Source organism: Bacillus sp. AFS037270, assembly GCF_002585305.1.
This window is the reverse complement of the sequence record NZ_NUNF01000041.1, coordinates 66,975-93,203: the sequence shown is the minus strand read 5'-3', so window position 1 is coordinate 93,203 and position 26,229 is coordinate 66,975. Positions and strand designations below refer to the sequence as shown.

The window sequence follows — 26,229 nt, the reverse complement described above, 5'->3', positions numbered from 1 at the left end:
CAATTAGAAAAGCGTAAGCAACATTACCAATTAAGAACAAAAGCGCAAGCGCCTTGGTCAGCCCCGATATAGGGCGACTTGTCNNAAGACGAGCCGGCCGAAAGGTTTCTTTTTAACCTTTTGGACGGATTGGCTGTAGACCATCGAGGGGCTAGGCGCTGGAGCTGGACGTGTCTAAACCTGTAAAAAGTTGTCCACAAGTAGTAAATCAATAATTTCCTAGACCACAAACAAAACAGGCTTTCCGGAGGAAATCCTGTTTTACCTTCTTATAATTTTACTTCAATACTTTATTTTCGCCAAACCACTTTGTTGAAATTTTCGATGCCGTACCATCTGCATTCATATCATCAAGGGCTTTTTGTAGATTTTTAAGTAACTCTTCGTTGCCTTTTTTCACACCTACTCCGTACTCCTCAGGGGCAAGTGATTCATCCAATATTTTAAAAGTATCTTTCTCTTTAGTCATATAATAATTAATAACGACCTCATCAATGACCACCGCATCCAAACGTCCGCTTTTTAAATCGTTTAAAGCTAACACATTGTCTTTGAATTCCGTTACAGTTTTAATTTTTGATTTAATTGGGTTTGCATCTAAAGCATCTGACGCAGAGGAAAGCGATTGAAGACCTACAACTTTACCTTCTAAATCCGATAGTTTAGTAACTTTAGAATCAGTCCGTGTTACAACGACTTGTGCATTTTTTAAATAGGGCTTTGTGAAAAGCACTTTTTTCTTTCGGTCATCAGTAATAGTATAGCCATTCCAAATGAGGTCAATGCGACCGCTGCTAAGTTCAGACTCTTTTGTCTTCCAATCGATTGGCTGAAACTCTACCTTTTTCCCCATCTTTTTAGCAGCAGCTTTTGCGAGGTCAATATCAAAGCCGACAATTTTATTATTTTCATCTCTGAATCCCATAGGTGCAAATTTATCATCAATCCCAATTATTAGCTTGTCATCTTTAGCACCAGATGTTTTGCCTGAGCAGGCTGTAAGAAGAGAAAAAACAGCTGCAATTGCCAGCATCATTGTTACTATACGTTTCATCATGTATTACCACCTTTTACAAGATAATTTAATAAGTCCTTTAGCACGTTACCATATTATCATACTAACACATTATAACATTATAATATTTTAAAACACAATCACTTTTCTACTGAAACGAAAAAAGTCTCTTTCTATGTAGAAATAGACTTTTTTTACATTTATGAATGTTTCTAATATAGAGAATTTTTTTATTTATTAAAATGACGTAGTTGTATCTGCTTAGAATTATTATCTATACAAAAAGGCAACTCCCCGAAACGGGGAGTTGCCTTAAGTCTTTTCCTTATGCCATTGTGTACTGGTTCTCAATTGACTTTATCCTATGATACAACTCTTGATTAACCGGCGTTGGCACATCATACCTTTTCCCCAATTTTACTACCGTACCGGAGAATAACTCTACTTCACTAAATCGTCTTGCCTCAACATCCTGGGCCATTGAGGGTTTTCCATCTGGACTTAATTTGCCTAATACCCTTAACCAATAATCTAAATCTTCTTCTGTTAAAGGCACCTCAACTTTTTCCGAGAGTGCCATTACCTCTCTCATAGCCGAAATCATCATCGTTCTGGCTGGTCCCTCAAGCTGAACCTCTCCATAATTACTTTCAAAGACAGCAACGGTTTGATTTACCCCTACATTAAGCATGAATTTTCCCCACAGCCTTCTTAACATATCGGGGTCAACCTCATATGGAATCTCCACTTGTTCAAAAAACTCAGCCAGGCTATTCACCTTTTCTGTTTCAGTTCCCCCAAAGCAGATCATCCCCATATGGTCGTATGTCAGTTGATTCTCCACTTTAACGGCATCCATGCCTTGGGCTACACAATATAATACTTTATCCATACCATAAGCCTCACCAATGATTTCTTCACTAGTGATACCATTCAGGAGCGATAAAATAATCGTTCTCTCTCCAACATGGTGTTTGACCGCTTGAATCGCATCAGCTAAGCCATTAAATTTTACCGCAATAATCAGTAAATCTGCAGGTTCGCACGCTTCATGAGGTCTCACATAGTTAAAATCACAGCGCTCACCATTACAAAAAACCCCGACCTCTTTATAGCATTGAATGCGATCTTGATCAGCTATTATTCTTAAATCAGCACGGGGTAATCTCTTGGAAAATTGGTTCCCAAATAGAATCCCTAATGCCCCAAGACCGATAATAGAGACTTTTTTTATGACCATCTCACTTCACCTTAAATCTGTACTGACCATCCAAAAGGATCTTCTTTTGTACCATTTTGGATTCCTGTTAATGTATCATATAATTTCTGGGATAATGGGCCAATCTTTCCATTATTAACCACCATTTTCTCATTTTTCCATAAGAATTCACCGATTGGTGAGATAACTGCAGCTGTTCCTGTGCCGAATGCTTCTTCGAGCACACCATCACGATAGGCCTGCTCAATTTCATGAATTGAAATTCTTCGTTCAACCACTGGAATATTCATATAATTTAATAGTTCGATAATCGATTTACGTGTAATCCCTTCAAGAATACTTCCATTTAACTCTGGGGTAATAACCTCCCCATTGATTTTAAAGAAGACGTTCATACTGCCAACCTCTTCAATATATTGATTTTCCCTGCCATCAAGCCATAACACCTGTGAATAACCATTTTCACTGGCAATTTCAGATGCCTTTAAGCTTGCTGCATAATTTCCTGCTGTCTTAGCATTACCTGTTCCGCCGGCAACGGCACGAACATATTCACTTTCTACAGCAATTTTAACAGGATTGATTCCCTCTTTATAATAAGCACCTACCGGAGAAAGAATAATCATAAATTGATAGCTGTTAGCAGGATGTACTCCCAGAAATGCTTCAGTCGCAATCATAAATGGACGAATATAGAGTGATGTTCCTTCTCCTGAAGGAATCCATTCACGGTCAATTTGAATTAATTGCTTCAAAGCGCTTAATGCACCTTCTTCATCCAGCTTAGGCATACATAACCGGTCATTGGATCGGTTAAACCTTTTCATATTTTCATCAGGTCTAAACAATAAAATTTGTTCATCTTTTGTTAAATAGGCTTTAAGTCCTTCAAAAACCGTTTGCCCATAATGAAATACGGTAGCAGCTGGGTCTAACGTAATAGGCTGATACGGAATAATTCGTGCGTCATGCCAGCCTTTTCCTTCTGTGTAATTCCATACAAACATGTGATCAGTGAAGCTTTTTCCAAACTCCAAGTTATCAAACGATGGCTTTTGTTTCTTTTCTGTACTTAAAGTAACGTCAATTTTTAACTCCTGCATGTTTTAAGCTCCCATCCTTAGTCTCTATAAACTTTCTATAAAAGATATAGTTACATAATTTTAATACTATTTTGATTATTTTAACATATTTTTCGAAGAATAGGGTTAAATTTGATAGTATCTAATAAAAATAGGAATGTAACTTTTTGGCAAAGAAAAAAGCAAGTAAACTTGTCAGATTAAAGACATTGTTTACTCGCCTAGTCTACTCCTATTTCTTCTATTAAACTAGTCCCGTTACTAAATAAACGGCAATAATAAAGAAGGCGGCGATTGTTTTAATAATGGTTACTGCAAAAATATCACGGTAGGACTGTTTATGTGTTAAACCTGTAATCGCAAGTAACGTGATGACCGCACCATTATGTGGCAGAGTATCCATACCGCCTGAGGCCATCGAAATAACCCGGTGCATAACTTCAAGAGGAATTCCAAATTGGTTTGCTAGTTCAATATACTTGTCAGCCATAATTCCTAATGAAATTGCTATCCCCGCTGAAGCAGAGCCAGAAATAGCCGAAAGAACGTTTGTGGTCACCGCACCGTTTAATAATGGATTAACAAATAATTTAGAAATGCCATCTCGCGCAATCGTAAAACCAGGCAGTGATGAAATAACAGCGCCAAAACCGTATTCAGTAGCTGAGTTCATTATTGCTAACAAGGCTCCGGCAATCCCGACATTCATACCATCTTTAAAGTTAAGAACAATTGGTTTTCGATTATATAAAATAGTAGTAAGAATACCAACAATAAGTGCAATTTCAACCGACCATATACCCACAACCTGTGAAGTTTCAATATTAGGAAAATTTAAGCCAATCTTTGAAAAATCAAATCCATTCGGATACCACTTAGGAATTAGGGTGGTTAACACTTTATTTAATACACCGACAAGTACAACCGGTACAAAGGCCAATATTTTACGTGCCAAACTTTCTTGTAAATCAAGGTTAACCTCAATTTGTTTTTCTTTAATCGTTCCGAAGCAATCGTATCCTTCACCAGCTTTTTCAGCCTTTTTCCTGCGTGAATTTAAATAAAGCATACCAAGTGTGAAAATAAAAATCGCACCTATAATTCCAAGGGTTGGTGCTGCATAAAGATTTGTTTTGAAGAATGTGGTCGGGATAACGTTTTGTACCTGTGGAGACCCTGGAAGTGAATCCATTGTAAAGGTGAATGAACCTAGCGCAATGGTACCCGGAATTAATCGTTTAGGAATGTTAGATTGTCTAAACAGGTTTGCTGCAAAAGGATAGACAGCAAAAGCAACTACTACCAAACTGATACCACTATAGGTAAGAATCGCACATAATAATACAATGACCAGCATGGCACGTTTACGCCCTACTAATTGTATAAGTGTTGTTGCAATAGAACGTGCTAATCCAGACATTTCAACAACCTTACCGAAAACGGCACCTAATAAGAAAATCGGAAAATATAATTTAATATATTCAACCATTTTTCCCATAAATACATTTGAGAAAAACGGTAAAACGAAATCAGGACTTGTTAGGAATACCGCAAATAATGCACAAATAGGCGCAAACAAAATAACTGAAAATCCCCGGTAAGCAATAAACATTAACATTCCGAGTGCTAATAGGATAATAACCAGTTCCATAAAATCTCTCCTCTAATTCACGAGTTTATTCTAAGAAGTAACAGCGAGATATATCTTAGCAACTGAGGATAATGATCACAGAACATTAAAACCGCTTTCATTAAATACTGCAGTGATTCGAAAAAATATATATCCTTGCGTCAGTATGCTGGCGGAAAGGGTGAATATTTCCCTTTCCACCAATTCTTAGAAGTTATGAATCTTTAAATATTTAGCTTAACGCTACTTTACTATTATTTTTAGCAATCTCGGCCGCCACTTCGACAATCATATCCTCTTGGCCGCCAACTACTTTACGTTTTCCTAATTCTACTAAAATATCACGAGAATCAACTCCAAATTTTGCAGCTGCACGTTTAGCATGAAGGGCAAAGCTGGAGTATACGCCCGCATATCCTAATGTTAGACTGTCTTTTGTAATTTCCTGCGGTACTTGTAAGATAGGAGCAACAATGTCCTCTGCTAAGTCCATCATTTTATATAAATCTACCCCTGTTTTAATTCCCATCCGTTCACAAACGGCAACTAATACTTCTGTTTGTGTGTTACCTGCACCCGCTCCCAAGCAGCGTACACTTCCGTCAATTCGCGTTGCCCCTTCTTCAATCGCCGCAAGAGTATTGGCCATTGCGAGTGATAAGTTGTTATGACCATGGAAACCGATATTGATGCCAACTGATTCTTTCAAGGCATGAATTCTTTCACGTACTTGGTTAGGCAGTAAATAACCTGCAGAATCCACAACATAAACTGTATCAGCACCATAGCTTTCCATTAATTTAGCTTGTTCAATTAATTTATTAACCGGAGCCATATGATTCATCATGAGGAATCCAACTGTTTCCATCCCTAATTCTTTTGCGTAAGCAATATGCTGGGGAGCTACGTCTGCCTCTGTCACATGAGTGGCAATCCGGGCCATTTTAGCCCCTAAATTAGCGGCTTCTTTTAACTCATGCAAAGTACCGATTCCTGGTAAAAGAAGAACAGCAATTTTAGACTTATCAGCAACGGATACCGCGGCTTCAATTAATTCCATTTCATTTGTACGGGAAAGACCGTACTGTAAAGAAGAGCCTGCTAGCCCGTCTCCATGGGATACTTCAATAAATGGTACGCCCGCATCATTCAATGCTTTGGTAATTTTAAGTACTTGTTCCACTGTATATTGATGATTAATCGCATGACTTCCGTCCCGTAAGGCTACCTCTGTAATCAGGATATCTCTCTCATTCGTCATTTTCTTTACCCCTTTCTAACAGCTTAAACTGTTTCTTTCGTTAATAGTTTTTTTGCAAATGCTTCAGCAATTCTTACACCAGCAGAAGTCATGATATCAAGGTTACCTGCATACACCGGCAAGTAATCACCGGCACCTTCTACTTCAAGGAAGATGGTCACTTTATTGCCATCGAAAATGGCTTCAGTGCGGAGACGATAGCCTGGCACATAGGATTGTACTACTTTTTCCATTTCAGCGATGGATTGTCTAATGGCTGCTTCATCCATTTTTCCATCTTCCACAAGCGTATACACTGTATCACGCATCATAATTGGCGGTTCAGCTGGGTTTAATATCATAATGGCTTTCCCTTTTTTCGCTCCTCCGACTACTTCAATTGCTCTAGAAGTGGTCTCCGTAAATTCATCAATATTAGCACGTGTTCCAGGTCCAGCACTCTTACTTGCAATGGTAGCAACTATTTCTGCATACTCAACTGGTGCAACACGGTTTACAGCATGAACCATTGGGATGGTTGCTTGACCGCCGCAGGTAATCAGATTGATATTATCTTTATCTAAATGGTCTTCAATATTAACGGCCGCACATACATATGGTCCTACTGCAGCTGGAGTCATATCAATTACTTTTATGCCGGCTTCTTTTAATACTTTTGCATTATATAAATGCGCTTTTGCAGATGTGGCATCAAAAACGATGTCAGCTTCTAAAGTTGGATCCGCAAGAAATCCATCAATTCCTGTATCAACTCCGGCATAACCTAATTCTCTCGCACGACGGAGTCCATCTGATTGCGGGTCGATCCCAATCACGGCAGTTAACTCTAATAGTTCAGAACGGCCTAGCTTAATCATCAAATCTGTACCAATGTTCCCTGATCCAAGAACGGCAACTTTTACTTTTGACAAAATAATTCTCCTCCAATACCTAAATTTATTAATTTATTCTCTGTGCTTTCTCTATTAAGATACATTTTTCCCTTTATAACCTAACTGTCTTGAAATCTCAGCTGCTGCTTGTTTAATTCCCTCTATTACTTTAGGCAGACGTTCTTCATCTAACCTCATTTTAGGGGCAGCACAGCTTATCGAAGCAATAACATTCCCTTGATGATTAAAGATCGGTGCAGCTATACATTTTAGTCCTAGTTCAATCTCTTCATCATCGAAGGCATAACCTTGCTCCCTGATTGATGGCAAAATACTTTTGATTTCCTCGATATTTGTCATCGTAAATTCCGTGAATGCTTCCATGCTGACGGATGATAAAATACGATCAACCTCTTCTTCACTTAATTGGGATAAGATGGCTTTGCCAACACCTGTACAATGAAATGGGGCTCTTTTGCCAATATGTGAATAAATCGTTAAGGCACTTGGACCTTCTACCTTTTCAATGTAAATTAGTTCATCACGCTGCAGCGTTACTAGGTGAACGGTTTCATTTAGTTCTTCAACCAGATCTTTTATGATAGGTCTGGCAATTCTTCCTATATCAAGATTTTTTCCTACGTAATTCCCTAGTTCAAAAAGTTTAATTCCCAGTCGATATTTCAGATTGTCTGAATTTTGCTCTAGGTAGCCTCGATGTTCCAAGGTTTTAATAATACCGTGGACAGTACTCTTTGATAGGTTCAATCTGTCGCTAATTTCTTTAATACTTTGTTCTGGATGTGAAGTCAAAAAAAGTTCGAGGACATCTGCAGCTCTTTCGATTGATTGAATCAGGCGTTCCGTCACTTTGTCTCTCCTTTCTGTTCGACATTATCGAATGGTGTTCGTAAATACTAAGTATACTTTTATAGTACTCTTCGGTTATAATTCTGTCAACGTTTTCATTTGTACTATTTTCGATATAAAAAGCCGAATTCTCCTATTGGAAAATACGGCTTTTTTTAAAAATGATCTGACTAAATAATCTCAAACTGTTTAAATCCAGTGTGATCCGGAATATAATCTAATGCTTTATGATTGAAATAATGGCATTCTCCTGCATCAATAATGAAGTACAGCCCATCTTTTATGAATTCTGTATCACTTGCTTGAACGGCTTCTTCTAATGTTACCTTCACTTTCATAAAACAACTTTTCCGCATTTGCATCCGAATAAACTGTTTATGACCAAATTGTTTTAACCGATTTTGCAGCTCTTGATTTGCCGCTGCTGTAACAATAAACATAAAATCACCCCGTTTCTATTCGTACCTAGGATGATTATGGCAGATTAACGGAAGCCTGTCATGGACAATTATTTAAGCATCGTATTTTAAAATCTGCCAAAGTGCTGTTGTTATCATAATGCTTTTACTTATTAATCCTTAAGAACAAAGCACATTATGCTTCTATTCTCACTAAAGTCCCAATCCACAAAAATATCTGCAACCGGATTGCTAAAAATTTCTTCAAAGCGCCCATCTCGATGTAAATAAGACTTTTCCAGTTCATCCTTGGTTACCATAAGCGTTTGTTCATATCCCTTTTCAATTAATGCCTTTTCAATCTGGACTAAAATCCCATCTCGTTTTATCAAATAAATTTTTGGCGAAATATAATATGCTTCGGTTTTTTCAGGTCTTTTTTGTACCAAAATACTGACCCTTTCAACCTCATCAATTAAAGGTTTTAGGTCCACAGGATCATTAAGCTTACGGCCAACTTCCTCTATAATGTCACCTTCAAATTGGACGGTTATCATTCCTGTGTTTTGTGGATAATTCCAATCATGGTAAAAGGATTCAATGTCTTGCGCAAATTCCAGCTCAAGAATACCTTTTAACTGGTTATGAACAGTTTTCATGACTATATTTCGTGAAATTTCGATATGATCGGAATTACCGTTCTCCAATAAAGTAGCTTCCAACGGTGACAGGAATCCCCTTATGTAAAAAACCAGAAACCTCTTATTTGCAAACGCATAACAGGATTCCGGCCCACGTCCAAAATTTTTTCTTAACAATTTACTAGTTAAACTGCTTATATCCATTAACTTTTGTTGTAGTGGCGATGTCATAAGTGTTTCGACCTCACTTTCGAAAAAGGCAGAAAAATACTGCCTGTCATTATCATGCCCAAGCAGTAAAATTTTTACCATTTATTCAGGTATATACTTTGTTGAAGATAAAGATCAAATAACTTTTATTATTTTTACAGTCCCGCATCATAAATAAATCCTCAATCGACCGATTAAACAGTTCTTCAAATAATTCCCTATGCTGATAATAACCCTTTTTAATTTCTCTAGTATATGTAAATAACAAGTCAGAATTTCCCTGTTCTACCATCAAGTAGTCTAGTGGCAGCATAACACCTTTTGATTCAATCGCACAGATATTCTGAGTGTACTTAACAACCTTTAACTCGCTGGGAATTTTATGAAGCTGCGAACCCACTATTCGTACTAATTGAAATAACTTCCTCTCAAAACTTTCATCTATCTTCACATCAGGATTGAAACTATTATTCACTAATAGCAATATACCCGAGTTCGAATTATAGTTCCAATCTTGATAGAAGGAATCGAAAGTAATTCCTAAAACAAGCGATGCCTCTTGCACCAATTCTTGAGACAAAGCAGTTATGACAGACGACCGAAAATTCATCAGCAAATTAAATTCTTGCTTTTCCGCTAAAATTTCTTCGGCCGGTGTCATAAAGTTACTGATATAAACGTATAATCTGTTTGCCCTTAAGACCGTATAACAGGTTTCAGGACCTCTACCAAACCCCCGCTTTATGACTTTACTAAAAGAACTGCTCAGAGACAGCAAATCTTCTTTAGTTGCAACCATTCAGATCCCCCTTGATACAATATAAAAAGGCCTAACTTCACAAAAAGGAAGTTAGGCCACGGTTAAGACGACTTTTAAAAAAATAGTTTCTACCATTTACCATCACAATGAGAATATATTTTTATAATAAAATAGACTTTAAAACTGGTTTTTCAAAACTAATGACAGCAAGACATTAGACAAAATTCATAATAACATTAAATTTACAGGATAACAACAAAATTAGGTGAAAAATAACGATGAATGAAAAATTATTGTTCAGAAGATAAAGGAAATTCCACATGAAGAGTGGTTCCATTCCTACTACTCTCTATGTATAAATCCCCTTTATGTTCTTTAATAATTTGGCGGCTAACGAGCAACCCCAGCCCTGTTCCATTTTCTTTAGTGGTAAAAAAAGGCTGGCCTATCTGATTGAGAATGTCTTCAGGAATTCCGCAGCCCTGGTCGGTGATGCTAATTCGGACCTGACCGCCAACAAGAGGACTCCCATTTATTTGCACCATCCCTCCCTCGGGCATTGCTTCGATTGCATTTTTTATAAAATTAATAAAAACTTGTTTCAATTGATTTTTATCTCCTGTTATCCAGGTGTAAGTAAAATCAAGTTGTGTATCAATTTGGATATTATTTAAGAGGGCCTGCGATGCCATTAAGGTAATAACTTGCTCTAATAAACTTTGAAGATTTACTCGCTCATATTTTTGTTTGGTTGGCTTTGCAAGGACCATTAATTCTTTTAGAATTTCTTCAATCCGGTCAATCTCGGAATTAATGATTTCAAAATAGATTCTATTACCAGCGTTTTCTCCCATTAGTAATTGTAAAAATCCTTTTATAGCGGTAATGGGGTTGCGGATTTCATGTGCAATCCCAGCAGCCAGCTGACCAGCAGTAGCTTGTTTTTCCGATAAGCGTGATAAATTATTAATTAAGGTATGATACTCTTTTTCACGTTCCATCGTTAACCTTTTCTGTTTTATGGACGTTATATCCTTAATGACTAGATACGCGCCAAGGTAATCCTGTTCAAAAAAAATAGGAATTGAGGTAACATTTACATCTAAGATACTTCCATCAATGACTTGTACCTGGGCATCAAAGTTATCAAGTTTTTCCTGTTCTCTCCCTTTAAAGAAGGTTTGCTCTTGATTTAAAAAGTCTAAGACAAACAATTTATTTAATGCTATCTGATGCAAAGTATCTCTCGAATAACCTAATAAGGGTTCACAAGCATGGCTGGAATATTCAATTTTCCCTTCCAGGTCAATTAATATAAATGCATCACGATTTTTAGATAGGATCGAAAAGTCCTTATCCATGTTCGTATCTCTATATACTTTTAACAGAACACTCATTCGATCGGTTCCATGCATAACCATAAGGCAGACCCTCCTTTCTTAATTTATTAAATTAAAAAAGCCACAATAAGTGCAGGGGATTCCCTACATCTTACTGTGGCTTTAAAATCTAGCATCAATTTCTAGAATTCGTTACCATTTTAAGTTTTAACTATTTAACTCAATTTTCCGGGTAGAATAGAGCATTTACTCTATATCCATCTTAACTATATTATACTTTTACATCTTTAGCAATAAATTATCAGTATTTTCTTAAAGTTTAATTGAAAAATTTTTCCACTCATGTACCGCAAAAGGTTTGGTAAGGACGAGTAGACGGCTCAGGCAGTGTACAGTATTCCTCCTGTCCCGGATTGTGTGCATAAGGGTTTGAGAGTATTTGTAAAAGTTTGTTCATTACACTGTAATCTCCTTGAGTAACCGCTGCTTCAAGTGCTTCTTCTACCCGGTGGTTCCGGGGGATTACCGAAGGGTTACTGTTTTGCATTAACTGAATTGATTCCTCTTCCGTTTCCTTCTGCCTTCCAAGTCTGGCCTTCCACCGCTCCTTCCATTTTAAAAATTCAGGTTTCCCAAATAACTTGTTATCATCATATTGAGCAAAGGTTAAGGAGCGGAAAGTATTAGTGTAGTCGGCCTGATACTTATGCATTAGATTGAGCAGCTCTTCAAATAATGATTCATCCTGTTCCTCTTCGTTAAAAATCCCTATTTTTGCTCTCATTCCTGCGAGCCAATTGGTTTGATACAACTTTGTGAATCCTGAAATAGTCTCCTGCGCTAATTGGACAGCTTGCTCTTGATTTTCATGAAGAAGCGGCAATAAGGTTTCCGCAAATCGAGCCAGATTCCATCCGCCAATATACGGCTGATTAGCATAGGCGTAGCGCCCTTCTCTGTCAATAGAACTGAAAACAGTTGACGGATCATACTGATCCATAAAGGCGCAAGGTCCATAATCAATGGTTTCACCACTAATTGTCATGTTATCAGTGTTCATCACTCCGTGGATAAAACCAACCAACTGCCATTTGGCAATTAGTGCAGCCTGACGTTTGATGACTTCTTGAAGCAATGATAGATACTTGTACTCATTATCTTTAGTGTTTGGATAATGGCGCTTTATGGTATAGTCAGCCAATGCCCGCAGATCATCCACTTCTCCTCTTCCTGTAGCGTATTGGAAGGTTCCGACACGGATATGACTAGCAGCCACCCGTGTAAGAATCGCTCCAGGCAGCAGGGTTTCGCGGATAATGGTCTCGCCCGTTGTAACCACTGCCAGGCTGCGGGTGGTTGGGATTCCTAATGCATGCATAGCTTCGCTGATGATGTATTCACGCAGCATAGGCCCAAGTGCCGCACGGCCATCTCCTCCCCGCGAGTATGGGGTTCTGCCTGAACCTTTGAGCTGGATATCTACTCGTTCTCCTTGGGGTGTTATTTGCTCCCCAATTAATACGGCCCGCCCGTCTCCTAACATGGTAAAATGACCAAATTGATGGCCGGCATAGGCTTGAGCAAGCGGCTCGGCACCTTCGGGAATCTGGTTTCCTGCAAACGCTGCTATACCATCCTCACTTTGAAGTGCCGAGATTTCAAGGCCTAACTCCTCTGCCACTGGTTCATTCAAAATCACTAGCTTTGGTGAATTTACAGGGCCTGGGTTTTGTCTTGTGTAAAATGATTCAGGAAGATGGGAGTAACTGTTATCAAAATTCCATCCTGTTTTTGTCATGGGAGCTCCTTTTCTACATATAATCCTCATTTTATTGTTATTCTTCGTACAATGGTGATAGCCCTTTTTAATTTTTGCCTTCGCATAGTTATTATACCTTTTCTCCTTCAAGGTAATGTGAGGTCTGCACTGATCACTCCCTGAAGAGAGCAGCCTCATATAGAATGGTTAACTATATTTTGATAATCATCTTTCGTATCCACATCCAAAATCGTCCATTCATCATCTATTGGCACGTAAATATGTTGATCAGCAAATTTAAAAATCGGCTTCGCTCCCTGGTCACCGGTTATTGTTTTTAGATAAGGGATCATTGAGGCAGAAATAAAAACAGGATGCCCTGGAATTCCATTGTAGGTTGGTTGAACAATACATTTGGATTGAGCGAGTCCCTTTTCTATAATAACTTTGAGGATTTGGTCGATTGTAGATGGCCTTAGAAGGGGCTGGTCACCCAAGAAAACTAAAACACCACTTGTTTCATTATTACCGAAACCGATTGCTGCCTTTATCGAACTACTTAACCCTTCTAAGAATTGTTCATTAGTGATCCAATTGAACCGATCGTCTTCAAGATTTATAGCCTCTTTTAGTTCATGTCCTTTATACCCAACAACTGCTAAGACTTCTTGAAACGGAAACGATAAAACTTTTGTTAAAACAATCTCAAGCATAGGTTTTCCATCAATCGGAAGCAAAGGCTTAAATTTTCCCATTCTTGAGGAAACACCTGCAGCTAAAACTACTGCTCTTATCGGTATCAAATTTATGGGTAGCCCCATGAATTTTTTCCTCCTCTTTTATCAAGCGTGAGGTCTAAAAAGACACACATGATGGTGTTTAATAGAATAGCTCAACCTAAACCATATTCTTTTATTTTGTTATAAAGAGTCCCCCGTGAAATACCGAGCAAACTAGCCGCCGCACTTTTATTTCCATATGTTTTTCTTAATGCCTCTTCTATTTGCAATGCTTCCGCATTCTTTGAGGAAATTTCTGCCGGGGTGCTTTCCACACCTTTTCCCTCGTTATTATTGATTATAATTTTGCTCTTTATGTTCTCAGGCAATTGTTCACTTGTAATAGATGGCTTGTCATTCAGTAGAACGATTCGTTCGATGGTATTCCTGATTTCACGCACATTGCCAGGCCAATCATAGTTCACTATGTGGAGCATCGTTTCGGGATGAACCTCTGGAACCACTTTTTTATACTTAGCACTAAATTCATTGATATATTTATCAACCAATGTGACAATATCCTCTTTTCTGGTCCGAAGCGGAGGGATATCGATTGTTATCACCGAAAGATGGAAGTAGAGCTTCTCATTTAAACTCCCTTCCCTTAGCAGCAAGTCAATGGGTTCGGAGGTAGACGTTATAATCCGGGTAGTAGATGCAATCTTCTCTACCCCTCCAACCCTGTAGAAACTATGGTCGACTAGGTAGTCCAGCAACTTGCCCTGAATGGATAGCGGCATTTTATCAACATCTTCAATATATAACGTACCATTAGACGCCTGCTCAATCCTTCCAATTTGCAAAGTTTGCTGCTCGGAGGTGTCGGTATCCTTTTGAAAACCAAAAAGTTCAATTTCTAATAATGCCGCAGGAATTACCGAGCAATTTAAAGTGATAAAAGCTCCATCTGCTTTTGCTCCACCATAGTGAATCGCTTGCGCTAACATTTCCTTGCCTGAACCAGGTTCCCCTGTTATATGGACCGGTATGTCGGCATGCGCTACTTTTTGCGCAATTTTCAATGACTCTTGAAATCTCGGGCTTCCCGTTACCATCGTAGAAAATGGATTTGTTTTAGGGACGAGTAAAGATGAGTTTGAGTCCAATTCTTCATTAAGCCGTATAATATTGGTAATATTATGTTCTGTAGCGACACCGCCGATAATTTTGTTTTCAATTATAATCGGTAAGGCATTTATTAGAACATGCGTATCTTTATTTGGACGATGGTACTCTCCTCTTACAAACCGCCCTTCATTCAGAATTCGATGAAGAATAACCGAATCATCATTAAAGTGCTCACCAATCTTCTTACCCAGGATAAATTCCTTTTTAATCTTGTATGTCTCTTCTGCCGTTGTATTCCAGTAAACAACATTTCCTGATTCATCCACAGCCGTAACAGAATCACTTATGGTCTCAGCCAAGGTTTCAAAATAAGCTGAAATCTTGTTATTCTCTTCATTAAGTTTTTTAATTTCCTTTCCTGATGTTAGGATTCCCATGTATTCCCCTTCATTTTTAAAAAGGACCGGCCTTCTCCAGTCCACTTCCGACGGGAGACCTTTGTCAGTGGAAACGACTGTTGAAGGCAGCCATTGGAGATGCCGAAGCCAGTCAATAATAAGCATAGAATCGTTCCCTAAAGCCATCAGGTTATATTCATAGTTATTAATGATAAAGTATGTTCCACCTGCGACAATGACAAAATTATACTCGTTCAGTTTCTTTTTAATTTCAGTTAATGGTGTACGATCATTTACAATTGTAAAGGAGTAATCTAATTGATATTGTGCACTTTTGAACATACTAAAATCCTTTCTCGCTTTTCTTTCACTTTAACAAAAATAAAACGCTTTATCCACTTAATCGCATTAAGAATGGCTTCAACGCCTATAAAGCAAAAACATTATTATGATCACTGATTTTGTCTGAATTTTTAACAACGAGTTAATCTTTGTTAGATATTTTAACGCGCCTGATTGTCAATCACAAAAGCTCAGATTAAGTATAAAAAAGCTGAACCCGTATGGAACGGCTTCAGCTTTTTTAAATGGAATTACTGAATACTTCCCCAGCAACTTAATCTAGAATTTTGACTAAACAATCAAAATCAGAAATATCTCTTGGGACTGAACGATTATGCTGATTGTTTGTATTGATCAAATTCTTTCTTTAATTGGTCACTCGGTTCCGGTGTAACCAGGCTGACAACCCATATTGCCGCTAACCCGATAATGAACCCTGGAATAATCTCGTAAAGACTTTTTGCCAATACAGGAACATTCGCCCAAACAATTACAGTAACTGCCCCGCCAATCATACCAGCAAGAGCCCCCCATCGATTCATCCGTTTCCAGTAAAGGCTCAACAGAATAACGGGCCCAAAAGCTGCTCCAAAGCCAGCCCATGCATAAGCAACAAGGGAGAGAATAGTGCCATTTTTATTAAAGGCCAGAAAAACAGCTATAAAGGAAACAACAAGGACTGAAAGTCTGCTTACAAGCAACAGCTCTTTGTCTGTTGCTGACCTGCGGAAAAAAGTCTTATAGACATCTTCTGTCAAGGAGCTTGCCGTAACCAAAAGTTGTGAAGAAATTGTACTCATGACAGCAGCTAACAATGCCGCTAATAAAAAACCAGTAATGAGTGGATGGAAAAGAATTTCACTTAATTTAATAAAAATTGTTTCTGGATCTGCAAGATTGAGTCCTTGCTTTGAATAATAGGCTAAGCCTATAAAACCAGTAAACATCGCGCCACCGACAGAGAAAATCATCCATCCCATACCTATTCTCCGAGCTTTCTTAATCTCTTTAACGGATGAAATTGCCATAAAACGAACGATTATATGAGGCTGTCCAAAGTAACCTAAACCCCATGCCATTAACGAAATAATCCCGAGCAAAGAAGTCCCTTTAAAAATATCAAATAATTTAGGATCGATAGCTTTGATCTCACCAAATGCGGAGTCAAACCCGCCTACTTGCATAATAGTTACAGCGGGAACAAGAACTAGAGCAATCACCATGATTATTCCTTGGACAAAGTCGGTCCAACTAACCGCTAAAAATCCGCCAAATAAAGTATAGCCAATGACAACAGCAGCGATTATCCAAAGACCTGCCTGATAGTTAAGATTGAACGTTGACTCAAACAGAACTCCGCCTGATACCATTCCAGAAGAAACATAGAAAGTAAAGAATACAATAATAACAAGTCCAGAAGTTAACCGCAGCATTGACGAGTGATCCCCAAAACGATTTTCCAAATAGGCCGGAATCGTCATTGAATTATTGGCGGTTTCTGTATAAATCCGCAGTCTTGGAGCCACGTACAGCCAGTTTAAATATGCGCCTATCGTCAGACCGATGGCAATCCAGGATGCACTCAAACCTTGGGTAAACATCGCACCAGGAAGACCCATTAGCAGCCATCCGCTCATATCGGATGCCCCTGCACTTAAAGCGGTGACCGCAGCTCCAAGTCCTCTTCCGCCAATCATATAATCGGACAGATTAGAAGTTCGTTTGTAAGCGAAATAACCAATTAACAGCATTCCCACCATGTAAATACCAATCGAGATAAGTATCTGTGTATTCAATCGTCATCCCCCCGTTCTCCGTAGTAAATCCCATAAATAAAATGCTTCCATACATAGATTATCTCTTTCTAGTTTTCTGAAAAGAGCCCCCCTTGAGGAGCTCCCCAATCTTAATAGTTAAAATAGTTTTTTAGATTTTAACTTTGCCTGAGTAAATAGGAGTAAGTAATCGTATCCTCCTGCTTTAGAATCTGTGCCAGACATATTAAATCCACCAAACGGATGCGCTCCAACTAACGCCCCAGTACACTTTTTATTAATATACAGGTTTCCACAATGCATATTTTCAAGAGCATAATTGATGCGTTCCTCATCCTTAGAATGGTAGGCACCTGTCAACCCATATTCAGTATCATTATAAATCTCAATGGCTTCCTTCCAGTCAGCAGCTTTTGCAATGGCAAGAACCGGCCCAAAGATTTCCTCCTTCATGATGCGGGCTTTCGGATTAACATCAGCAAAAATTGTTGGTTCAATATAAAAGCCGTTCCCTTCCGCTCTTGAACCGCCAGTAAGCAATCTGCCTTCCGTTTTACCAATTTCAATATAGTCCATAATTTTATCGACCGATTTCTGATCGATTACTGGACCAATTGAACAGTTTTCTTCAGGCAAACCAATGGATAGGTTCTTCGTCAATTCTACTACCTTTTCCACCACTTGGTCAAAAACTGATTCTACGATAATCGCTCTAGATCCCGCCGAGCATTTTTGTCCTTGAAAACCATAAGCTGATGCCACGATTGCCGCCGCCGCTGCATCCAAGTCAGCTGTTTCATCAACGACAACACCATCTTTCCCACCCATTTCGGCGATAACACGCTTTAACCATAACTGGCCTGGCTGTACCTTTGACGCCCGCTCATAAATCCGGCATCCTACAGCACGTGAGCCTGTAAACGAGATGAAACGTGTTTTTGGATGTTCAACCAGATACTCACCCACTTCGATTCCATCCCCAGGCAAAAAGTTAAGTACACCTGAAGGAAGTCCAACCTCTTCCATTAATTCCACAAATTTAGCTGCAATCACAGGAGTTGCATCTGCAGGCTTTAAAATAACTGTATTCCCAGATACAATCGCTGCGACTGTCGTCCCTGCCATGATGGCCAATGGAAAGTTGAATGGAGATATGACAATACCAACGCCCAGCGGGATGTAAGAAATTTGGTTGTCTTCTCCTTCGATGTTAGTAAGCGGCTGATGAATGCTTGTCTCACTCAGGCGAATCATTTCTCTCGCATAAAATTCCATAAAATCTATTGCTTCTGCTGTATCTGCATCCGCTTCAGCCCAGTTTTTACCTGACTCATATACAAGATAGGAAGAAAACTCATGCTTGCGCTTTCTCATTAGGTCAGCTGCTTTGAATAAATACTCTGCGCGTGCAGCAGGGGCAACCTTTTTCCATGTTTCAAATGTTTTCAAAGCCTCCTGCATAGCCTTTTCAGCTAACTCCTGATTCCCTTTACTTACAGTTCCAATAATTTCATCGACATTTCCTGGATTAATAGAAACGGTTTGCTCATCGGTAAACAGCTTATCTTTCCCAACTACTAATGGATACTTTTTGCCAAGCTCCTTTTTAACCTTTGCAAGAGCTGCGTACATTGATTGTTTATTTTCCTCCATTGAAAAATCTGTAAAAGGCTCGTTTTTAAATGTAGCTACTTGAATTGTTGTTGTCATAAGATTTCTACTCCTTTTTATATAAATTTTTTATTTTAATAGATTTTTAAGTACAAACCAGACATTTGCAGGTCTTTCTGCTAAACGTCTCATGAAATAACCAAACCAATCGACCCCATATGGTACATACACACGGACTTTAAACCCTTCTTTTACCAGTCTTGCTTGGATATCTTCACAAATACCATAAAGCATTTGGAATTCAAATTGCTCTTTCGGTATTTGATGCTCATTAACGACAGACTTTGTATATTCAATCATTGTTTCATCATGGGTTGCAACGGCTGTATAGTTACCGTTTAGAAGGTGCCGCTTAATAATTTTTTTGTAGTTTTCATCCACATCTTTTTTCTCAGGAAAAGCTACGGATGGTGATTCTTTATAAGCCCCTTTTACAAGGCGCAAATTTGCATTCAATTGATTTAAGTCGGTAATATCCTGCTCGGTCCTAAAAAGGTAAGCTTGAATGACTAGGCCAACATTGTCATAATCCTTGCGAAGCTCTTTGTAAATATCGATTGATAGTTGACAATGCGCATAATCCTCCATATCAATTCGCACAAAATTATTATAGAGTTTAGCACGATCAAGAATTTTACCCATATTCTTCATGCAAAGCTCTTTGCTAATGTCAAGTCCAAGAGATGTCATTTTAAGGGAAAGATTTGAATTAACGCCTGCCTCATTAATCGCATCCAAAGTTTGAATACACATGGCAGCCGATTCAAGTGCCTCTTCTTCGGTATATACAAATTCACCTAAATGGTCTAAGGTGACAACTTTGCCATCGCTATTTAGCCTTTTAACAACCTCAATTGCTGACTTAATAGATTCACCTGCTACAAAACGGCTTGCCCCAAAACGCAATCCATATTTCTTTGCGAGTTTATTGGCTGAAGTATTTTTCCCAAGTGATTGAAACATGTTTCTCATTATTAATTCCAAATCCTTCAATCCTCCTTAAAATATTATGTAAGCTCTTACACAATTTTAATATTATTTAAACACTATTGTCTACATATTTTTAATTTAAACAATATTGTTAACTTAATAAATTGATAATAAAGTATAATCAACACTTATTGAACATTATTGTCATATTTTCTGACACGGTATTTACAATGGTGTTTATTCTAAATGTTCACGAGTAAATATAGAATTGGAGAATTTTGATATCCCTTAAGAATAAAGTTATCCTTTACTAATTTTCTAGTTACAAATCTAGTAACAAACTTTTACTGCTCCACAAAAAAACATCCTATTCTCGTAAATAGGATGTTTTAGGATTATAGCTATATATATCAAAAATGGTTAGACCTTATCGTAAAACTCGAGCCGCACTTGAAAACTTAGATGGATCATATGCAGCAATTTTTACAACGTCACCTGTTTGTGGTGCGTGGATATATTGTCCGCCTCCAATATAGATACCGACGTGATAGGCTGGGTTACCTCTGAATACCAAATCTCCCGGCTGAACTTGACTCGGAGAAATTCTGGTTCCAACATTCTGCTGGTCGCGTGCCACCCTTGGAAGATTGATTCCGGCTGCATTTCTAAACACGTATGAAGTGAATCCCGAACAATCAAATCCACTTGGTGTAGACCCGCCCCAAACGTATGGAACACCTAAAAATTGCTTTGCATAGGCAATAATTGCACTTGCCGATCCAGAATTAGCCGGAGGGGCTGCAACTGTCGGTGGTGCAGGCTTAGAAGGTGTGCTACTTACTGGTGTTTGCTCTTTAACTGGCTGTTTAACTGGCTGTTTAACTGGCTGCGCAGGCTTTTGAGCCTGTTGAGTTTGAGTAGTTTGCTGAGTTTGTTGTTGTGCTTGTTGTTGTGCACGCTGACGAGCCTGCTCAGCCTGTTGTTGTGCAATTGCACGCTGGCGCGCTTCTTCTGCTAGTTGTTCAGCATATTGTGCTTGTTGGGTTTGTAATGTATCTTTAGCATCAGCTAATTCTTTTTCAATTTCTTTTTTATCTTGTTCAATCTTTTGTTGTTCAGAAGCTAATTCAGTTTGGCTCTCTTGTAATTGAGCGAATTCATTATGTAATTTTTCCTCAGCATTTTTTAGTGCTTGTTCTTTTTCATTTAAACCATTCAGCAAGTCTGTATCACTTTGCATAATACTTGAAATGGCAGTAAAACGAGTTAAAAACTCAGAAATGTTATCAGAAGACAACAAAAGTTCTGCGTAGGCAGCCACGGATTGTTTTCCTTCTAATTGAATGGTTTTTAGCCTTTCAGCGTAGACTTCCTTATGAGCGTCTAGGGACTTTTGGGCTGCTGTGATTTCAAGCTTTGTTTCTTGAATTTTCCCTTGTTGTGTTTTAATTTGATCGTTAAGTTTTTGACTTTTCTCCATTGCAACCGAAATTCTATTGTCTAATTGTTGAACCTTTGTTTCAAAGTCATCAATTTGATTTTGTGTTTGATTGATTTGTCCTTGTGTGACTGGATTTGCAAAAGCAGGTGTAGCTGAAATCATAGTGGCGATAATGGAAGCGGATACGGTATATTTTATTAATTTTTTTAGCATTATAAGATCTCCTCTTGTAACCTATCATTCTTAATAAATTCTTAATATGTTTCTAGTTTATATATTTAAAGGAGGAAAAACAATGAATCAGTCGATAATGTAATATAAATGTAATTTTATGTAGAATAATCTGAAAAGATTTCGACATATCTCCCTTCTTTTTGAAATTTTTGTAACAATAAATAATAAAAGAAACCGGATATATCATCCCATTTCAATAGTTTACTTGTTCAACCGACTTATCTTCTTTGCTGAATAACGTGCATCTTGTTCCTTCATACAGCCTCCATAATAAAAACGGATTTCCACCGGCAATTAGTAAGAATATTTAGTTTGTTAAGTATTATCTTTAGTTTTTATGGGTTAAATGTTTTTGCTGCCAAGCTAGAATAAAAGAAGAATAGAATGGGAGGAGGTTCGTTTCGGCTCTATTGTAAGCGCTTCACCTTATGTGAAAAAATTTTCTATGGGGGAATGCAGTAAATGAAGATAAAGTGGAAAAGGTTGATTTCTTTACTTCTTGTAGCTTTTTTGGCAATCCCGTCAGGCTGGATTACGCATCTTACAAAGGCGGCAACGGTAGATATTCCCGTTCTTTTGTATCATCGAATTGTCCAAACTCCTACCAGTCAATGGACGGATACTAGTACTGACCATTTTAAACAGGCTATGCAGTATCTTGATGACAATGGTTACACCACATTGTCTGCAGAAGAGTATGTGGACATCATGGAAGGAAGAGCAACGGCTCCTGCAAAGCCGGTTCTATTAACTTTTGACGATGCGACTCCTGACTTTGTTACTACCGCTCTACCAGTATTGAAGCAACATAACATGAAGTCTGTATTATTTGTTGTCAGCAGCTGGATCGGTGGCGGTTATAGTATGTCACTGGCACAGTTGCAAAGTTTGGTGAATGAACCTAGCGTCAGTATAGAGAATCATTCCAAAACTCATGACGATAAAATTTGGGGAAATGGTGCTGCGGGTACTAGCAGCATGACGACTGAGCAAGCTAGAGATGAAATTGTAACAGCGAATGATTACTTAACAAAATTAACAAGTAAAGCTCCAGTTCTTTTGGCCTATCCTTATGGTTCTTTCAATGCCACAGTAAAAGATGTAGCACAAAAGAACGGCATCAAGTACGCATTTAAAGTTGGCTACCCTAATGGTGACGATTATGCCATGGGACGAGACTATGTATTAGATGCAGACCTAACTCAAATTGCAAAATGGGTTGGCGGACCGGCACCAACAACGCCCCCGACAACTGGAGGCCAGACCTCGACGCAAACAACTTATCATGAAACCTTTGACAGTGGCCTTGGTGTTGCAACAAAAGCAGGCAACCCGCAAATAGAAGCGGTTTCTGGAAAAGTTTTTGCGGGCAATGATGACGGAAAAGCGATCTATGTAAGCGGTCGAGTAAACAACTGGGATAGCGTTGATATCCCATTCAGCAAAGTTGGCATGGTAAACGGCAAAAAATATACGTTCACAGTCAAAGGGTACGTTGACGATAGTGTAAGTGTTCCTGCAGGTGCACAAGCTTTGCTTCAGAATGTAAACAGCTATAATGGCTTGTATTTAGCAGCGGATTATAAAGCAGGACAAGCTTTTACGTTAACTGGAGAGTACACCGTTGATATAAGCAAAGATAACGCACTGCGCATTCAATCTAACGATGCAGGAAAAGCGGTTCCGTTCTACATCGGAGATATCCTTATCACGGAAAAGGTAACTTCCGGCGGCGGCAGTGATCCCGTGGATCAAAGACCAGCTGCGCAAACCTTCAACCCAATTACATTTGAAGATCAAACAAAAGGTGGCTTAGAGGGTAGAGCTGGTACTGAAACGCTTGCGGTAACCAATGAAGCAAACCATACATCTGGCGGTTCCTATGCTCTAAAAGTTGATGGCAGAACACAAGCTTGGAATGGTCCATCCTTACATGTTGAGAAATACGTTAACCTTGGACAAGAATATAAAATTTCGGCTTGGGTCAAGCTGATTTCACCTGAAAGTTCACAGCTTCAGCTTTCCACGCAAGTAGGAAATGGCGGAGCGGCTAGCTATAATAACCTTCAAGGTAAAACCATTAACAAGGCAGACGGCTGGGTTAAGCTGGAAGGAACATATCGTTATACCAATGCCGGCGAATATTTGACTATCTATGTAGAAAGTTCAAATAATGCTACCGCATCTTTCTATATTGACGACATCACCTTTGAACCTACTGGTTCAGGTCCGATTACAATCCAAGATTTAACTCCGATAAAAGATGTCTATAAAGATGATTTCTTAATCGGAAACGCCGTATCACTGGCAGATTTGGACGGTGTTAGACTTGACCTCCTCAAAAAGCATTTCAATATTGTCACAGCAGAAAACGCTATGAAACCAGATCAAGCTTATAATGCGGATAGACAATTTGACTTTACCGATGAGGACGCGCTCGTCAACAAAATTGCAGCAGCAGGCCTAAAATTGCATGGACACGTCCTTGTTTGGCACCAGCAAACGCCAACATGGTTGTTTGCTGCTGCTAATGGCCAGCCATTAAGTCGCGACGAAGCACTCGCAAATTTACAAAACCATATTAAAACTGTCATGGAACATTACGGTGACAAGGTAATTTCTTGGGACGTGGTCAACGAAGCGATAAATGACGGCTTGTCGAATCCGACAGATTGGAAAGAATCATTGCGCCAATCCGGATGGTATAAAGCAATTGGACCGGACTACGTGGAGCAGGCCTTCCTGGCAGCAAGAAAAGTAGTCGACGAACATGGCTGGAATATTAAGCTTTATTATAACGATTACAACGAAGACAATCAGAACAAAGCTGAAGCCATTTATCAGATGGTCAAAGAACTTAATGAAAAATATGCACAGACACACCCTGGAAAACTGCTCATCGACGGTGTTGGTATGCAGTCACACTACAATTTAAATACAAACCCGGCTAATGTGTTAGCTTCCATGGAGAAATTTATTTCCTTGGGAGTGCAAGTCAGCGTGACCGAACTTGACATTGCAGCTGGCAGCAACAGCCAACTTACCGAGAAGCAAGTGAATGATCAGGCTTATCTATACGCGCAATTGTTTAAAATCTACAAAGAACACGCTAGTCACATCGGACGAGTGACCTTCTGGGGACTAAATGATGCGACGAGCTGGAGAGCTGCCCAATCTCCGCTTATTTTTGATAAAAACTTGCAAGCGAAACCAGCTTACTATGGCGTCATCAATCCGGATAAATTTATCGCAGAACATGCGCCTGAAGTGAAAGTCGCTAAACAATCCACGGCTATATACGGTACACCTGCCATTGATGGAACGGCAGATGATATTTGGAAAGACGCACCTGAACTTCCTGTTAGCCACTATCTCCAGGCTTGGCAAGGAGCAAACGGGGTATCCAAAGTCCTCTGGGATAAGGAATACCTGTATGTGTTAACTCAGGTGAGCGACTCCCAGCTTGACAAATCAAGTCCAAATCCATGGGAGCAGGACTCTGTCGAAGTTTTCGTGGACGAGAACAATGCAAAAACATCGTCTTATGAAAACGGAGACGGACAATATCGAGTAAACTTTGACAATGAGGCTTCCTTTAACCCTGGAAGCATTGCGCAAGGCTTCCAATCTGCAACCCATGTATCGGGAAATAGCTACACCATTGAAATGAAGATCCCATTCAAAACCATTACTCCACAATATAACTCGAAGATCGGTTTTGACGTTCAGATCAATGATGGTAAAGACGGTGCCCGTCAAAGCTCTGCTACATGGAACGATACAACTGGTAATGGCTATCAAGATACATCTGTTTTTGGCGTCCTAACACTTGCTGACACAACTGCACCTGTGACAACAGATAACGCACCAAAAGATTGGGTTAATAAAGATGTGACGCTTAATCTTACCGCAATTGATAACGGATCAGGAGTTAAAGCTACTTATTACAAAATCGATAACGGATCCGAACAAACCGGAAATTCCTTCACTATTACTGATGAGGGCGTCCACACTATAAGTTATTGGAGTGTAGACAACGCTGGAAATGTCGAGCAGACAAAGACCAGAACAGTTAAACTGGATAAGACAGAACCAACCTTAAATATTACTCTAGACAAAACGACAATCTGGCCTGCAAATCATAAGATGGTGCCAGTTACAGCTACTATTAGTACGTCTGATGCCGCATCAAGAATCGACTCAGTGGTGTTAACTTCCATTACTAGTAATGAGCAGATAGTATCTGATGATATTCAGAATGCCAAATTGAATACTCCTATTGCTGGTTCAACTGCTTTCTTTGAACTTCATGCAGATAGATTAGGAAACGGTAATGGACGTGTATACATCATTATTTTTACGGCAACAGATAAAGCAGGTAATGTAACAACTAAGAGTGTTACCGCCACTGTTCCACATGACCAATCTAAATAAAATTTGAATTGCGAAATACCCTGAATGTGCATCATTCAGGGTGCTTTTTGTTAAATAAAATATTCTTAGTTAACTTGCTATACGAAAATTAATCTTTGAG

18 protein-coding genes and 2 pseudogenes are annotated in these 26,229 nt (G+C 38.9%); 1 reads left to right on the top strand and 19 read right to left on the bottom strand.

Annotation, left to right across the window (positions count from 1 at the left end):
• Positions 1–277: 277 nt before the first annotated feature.
• The 19 genes and pseudogenes from COD92_RS20320 to COD92_RS20235 form a co-directional block, all read right to left on the bottom strand.
• Positions 278–1,054, bottom strand: a complete 777-nt coding sequence (locus tag COD92_RS20320; protein WP_176541038.1) for an amino acid ABC transporter substrate-binding protein — start codon at positions 1,052–1,054, stop codon at positions 278–280.
• A gap of 286 nt (positions 1,055–1,340) precedes the next feature.
• The gene (locus COD92_RS20315) at positions 1,341–2,255 is read right to left on the bottom strand and encodes a ketopantoate reductase family protein (protein WP_098527423.1); all 915 of its coding nucleotides are present in this window, start codon (positions 2,253–2,255) and stop codon (positions 1,341–1,343) included.
• An 11-nt stretch (positions 2,256–2,266) separates the two neighbouring features.
• On the bottom strand, positions 2,267–3,337 hold the full coding sequence (locus COD92_RS20310; RefSeq protein ID WP_098527424.1) for a branched-chain amino acid aminotransferase: 1,071 nt from the start codon (positions 3,335–3,337) through the stop codon (positions 2,267–2,269).
• A 223-nt stretch (positions 3,338–3,560) separates the two neighbouring features.
• Positions 3,561–4,244, bottom strand: a pseudogene (locus COD92_RS33640) (GntP family permease); the annotation flags it as partial.
• A gap of 87 nt (positions 4,245–4,331) precedes the next feature.
• A pseudogene (locus COD92_RS33635) lies at positions 4,332–4,967 on the bottom strand (GntP family permease); the annotation flags it as partial.
• A gap of 211 nt (positions 4,968–5,178) precedes the next feature.
• A complete protein-coding gene (gene dmpG / locus COD92_RS20300; RefSeq protein WP_098527426.1) occupies positions 5,179–6,207 on the bottom strand; it encodes a 4-hydroxy-2-oxovalerate aldolase in 1,029 nt (342 codons plus the stop codon).
• Between the two features lie 23 nt (positions 6,208–6,230).
• On the bottom strand, positions 6,231–7,118 hold the full coding sequence (locus tag COD92_RS20295) for an acetaldehyde dehydrogenase (acetylating) (protein WP_098527427.1): 888 nt from the start codon (positions 7,116–7,118) through the stop codon (positions 6,231–6,233).
• Positions 7,119–7,172: 54 nt separating this feature from the next.
• Positions 7,173–7,949 (bottom strand): IclR family transcriptional regulator, encoded by a 777-nt coding sequence (locus COD92_RS20290; protein WP_098527428.1) that lies wholly within the window; start codon positions 7,947–7,949, stop codon positions 7,173–7,175.
• 170 nt (positions 7,950–8,119) lie between these two features.
• Positions 8,120–8,389 carry an iron-sulfur cluster biosynthesis gene (locus tag COD92_RS20285; RefSeq protein ID WP_098527429.1) on the bottom strand — a complete coding sequence of 90 codons (270 nt, stop codon included), beginning with the start codon at positions 8,387–8,389 and terminating at the stop codon, positions 8,120–8,122.
• 131 nt (positions 8,390–8,520) lie between these two features.
• Complete coding sequence (locus COD92_RS20280; protein ID WP_255286505.1) at positions 8,521–9,192, bottom strand: Na-translocating system protein MpsC family protein; 672 nt, start codon at positions 9,190–9,192, stop codon at positions 8,521–8,523.
• A gap of 112 nt (positions 9,193–9,304) precedes the next feature.
• A complete protein-coding gene (locus tag COD92_RS20275) occupies positions 9,305–9,997 on the bottom strand; it encodes a Na-translocating system protein MpsC family protein (protein WP_098527431.1) in 693 nt (230 codons plus the stop codon).
• Between the two features lie 251 nt (positions 9,998–10,248).
• Entirely contained in the window at positions 10,249–11,379 is a 1,131-nt protein-coding gene (locus COD92_RS20270) for an ATP-binding protein (RefSeq protein WP_098527432.1), read from the bottom strand.
• 259 nt (positions 11,380–11,638) lie between these two features.
• Positions 11,639–13,096, bottom strand: a complete 1,458-nt coding sequence (locus COD92_RS20265; protein WP_098527433.1) for a protein adenylyltransferase SelO — start codon at positions 13,094–13,096, stop codon at positions 11,639–11,641.
• Positions 13,097–13,251: 155 nt separating this feature from the next.
• Positions 13,252–13,878, bottom strand: a complete 627-nt coding sequence (locus COD92_RS20260; protein ID WP_098996498.1) for a nucleotidyltransferase family protein — start codon at positions 13,876–13,878, stop codon at positions 13,252–13,254.
• A gap of 71 nt (positions 13,879–13,949) precedes the next feature.
• Complete coding sequence (locus COD92_RS20255) at positions 13,950–15,644, bottom strand: sigma-54 interaction domain-containing protein (protein WP_098527435.1); 1,695 nt, start codon at positions 15,642–15,644, stop codon at positions 13,950–13,952.
• 332 nt (positions 15,645–15,976) lie between these two features.
• Positions 15,977–17,440, bottom strand: coding sequence for a sodium/proline symporter PutP (putP, locus tag COD92_RS20250; RefSeq protein ID WP_098527436.1), 1,464 nt, complete (start codon positions 17,438–17,440; stop codon positions 15,977–15,979).
• Between the two features lie 117 nt (positions 17,441–17,557).
• A complete protein-coding gene (gene pruA / locus COD92_RS20245) occupies positions 17,558–19,129 on the bottom strand; it encodes an L-glutamate gamma-semialdehyde dehydrogenase (protein ID WP_098527437.1) in 1,572 nt (523 codons plus the stop codon).
• A gap of 30 nt (positions 19,130–19,159) precedes the next feature.
• Entirely contained in the window at positions 19,160–20,074 is a 915-nt protein-coding gene (locus COD92_RS20240; RefSeq protein ID WP_098527438.1) for a proline dehydrogenase family protein, read from the bottom strand.
• Positions 20,075–20,447: 373 nt separating this feature from the next.
• Positions 20,448–21,674, bottom strand: a complete 1,227-nt coding sequence (locus COD92_RS20235) for a C40 family peptidase (RefSeq protein ID WP_218011250.1) — start codon at positions 21,672–21,674, stop codon at positions 20,448–20,450.
• A gap of 483 nt (positions 21,675–22,157) precedes the next feature.
• On the opposite strand from COD92_RS20235, the gene COD92_RS20230 reads away from it, so the two are divergent.
• Positions 22,158–26,129, top strand: a complete 3,972-nt coding sequence (locus tag COD92_RS20230; protein ID WP_098527439.1) for an endo-1,4-beta-xylanase — start codon at positions 22,158–22,160, stop codon at positions 26,127–26,129.
• Positions 26,130–26,229 lie beyond the last annotated feature (100 nt).

Coding starts and splice junctions, on each gene's coding strand:
- COD92_RS20315 (WP_098527423.1), bottom strand. CDS start 2,255: ATGGTCATAAAAAAAGTCTCTATTATCGGTCTTGGGGCATTAGGGATT.
- COD92_RS20310 (WP_098527424.1), bottom strand. CDS start 3,337: ATGCAGGAGTTAAAAATTGACGTTACTTTAAGTACAGAAAAGAAACAA.
- pruA (WP_098527437.1), bottom strand. CDS start 19,129: ATGACAACAACAATTCAAGTAGCTACATTTAAAAACGAGCCTTTTACA.
- COD92_RS20285 (WP_098527429.1), bottom strand. CDS start 8,389: ATGTTTATTGTTACAGCAGCGGCAAATCAAGAGCTGCAAAATCGGTTA.
- COD92_RS20265 (WP_098527433.1), bottom strand. CDS start 13,096: ATGACAAAAACAGGATGGAATTTTGATAACAGTTACTCCCATCTTCCT.
- dmpG (WP_098527426.1), bottom strand. CDS start 6,207: ATGACGAATGAGAGAGATATCCTGATTACAGAGGTAGCCTTACGGGAC.
- COD92_RS20230 (WP_098527439.1), top strand. CDS start 22,158: ATGAAGATAAAGTGGAAAAGGTTGATTTCTTTACTTCTTGTAGCTTTT.
- COD92_RS20255 (WP_098527435.1), bottom strand. CDS start 15,644: ATGTTCAAAAGTGCACAATATCAATTAGATTACTCCTTTACAATTGTA.
- COD92_RS20275 (WP_098527431.1), bottom strand. CDS start 9,997: ATGGTTGCAACTAAAGAAGATTTGCTGTCTCTGAGCAGTTCTTTTAGT.
- COD92_RS20280 (WP_255286505.1), bottom strand. CDS start 9,192: ATGGATATAAGCAGTTTAACTAGTAAATTGTTAAGAAAAAATTTTGGA.
- COD92_RS20320 (WP_176541038.1), bottom strand. CDS start 1,054: ATGAAACGTATAGTAACAATGATGCTGGCAATTGCAGCTGTTTTTTCT.
- COD92_RS20235 (WP_218011250.1), bottom strand. CDS start 21,674: ATGCTAAAAAAATTAATAAAATATACCGTATCCGCTTCCATTATCGCC.
- COD92_RS20260 (WP_098996498.1), bottom strand. CDS start 13,878: ATGGGGCTACCCATAAATTTGATACCGATAAGAGCAGTAGTTTTAGCT.
- COD92_RS20270 (WP_098527432.1), bottom strand. CDS start 11,379: ATGGTTATGCATGGAACCGATCGAATGAGTGTTCTGTTAAAAGTATAT.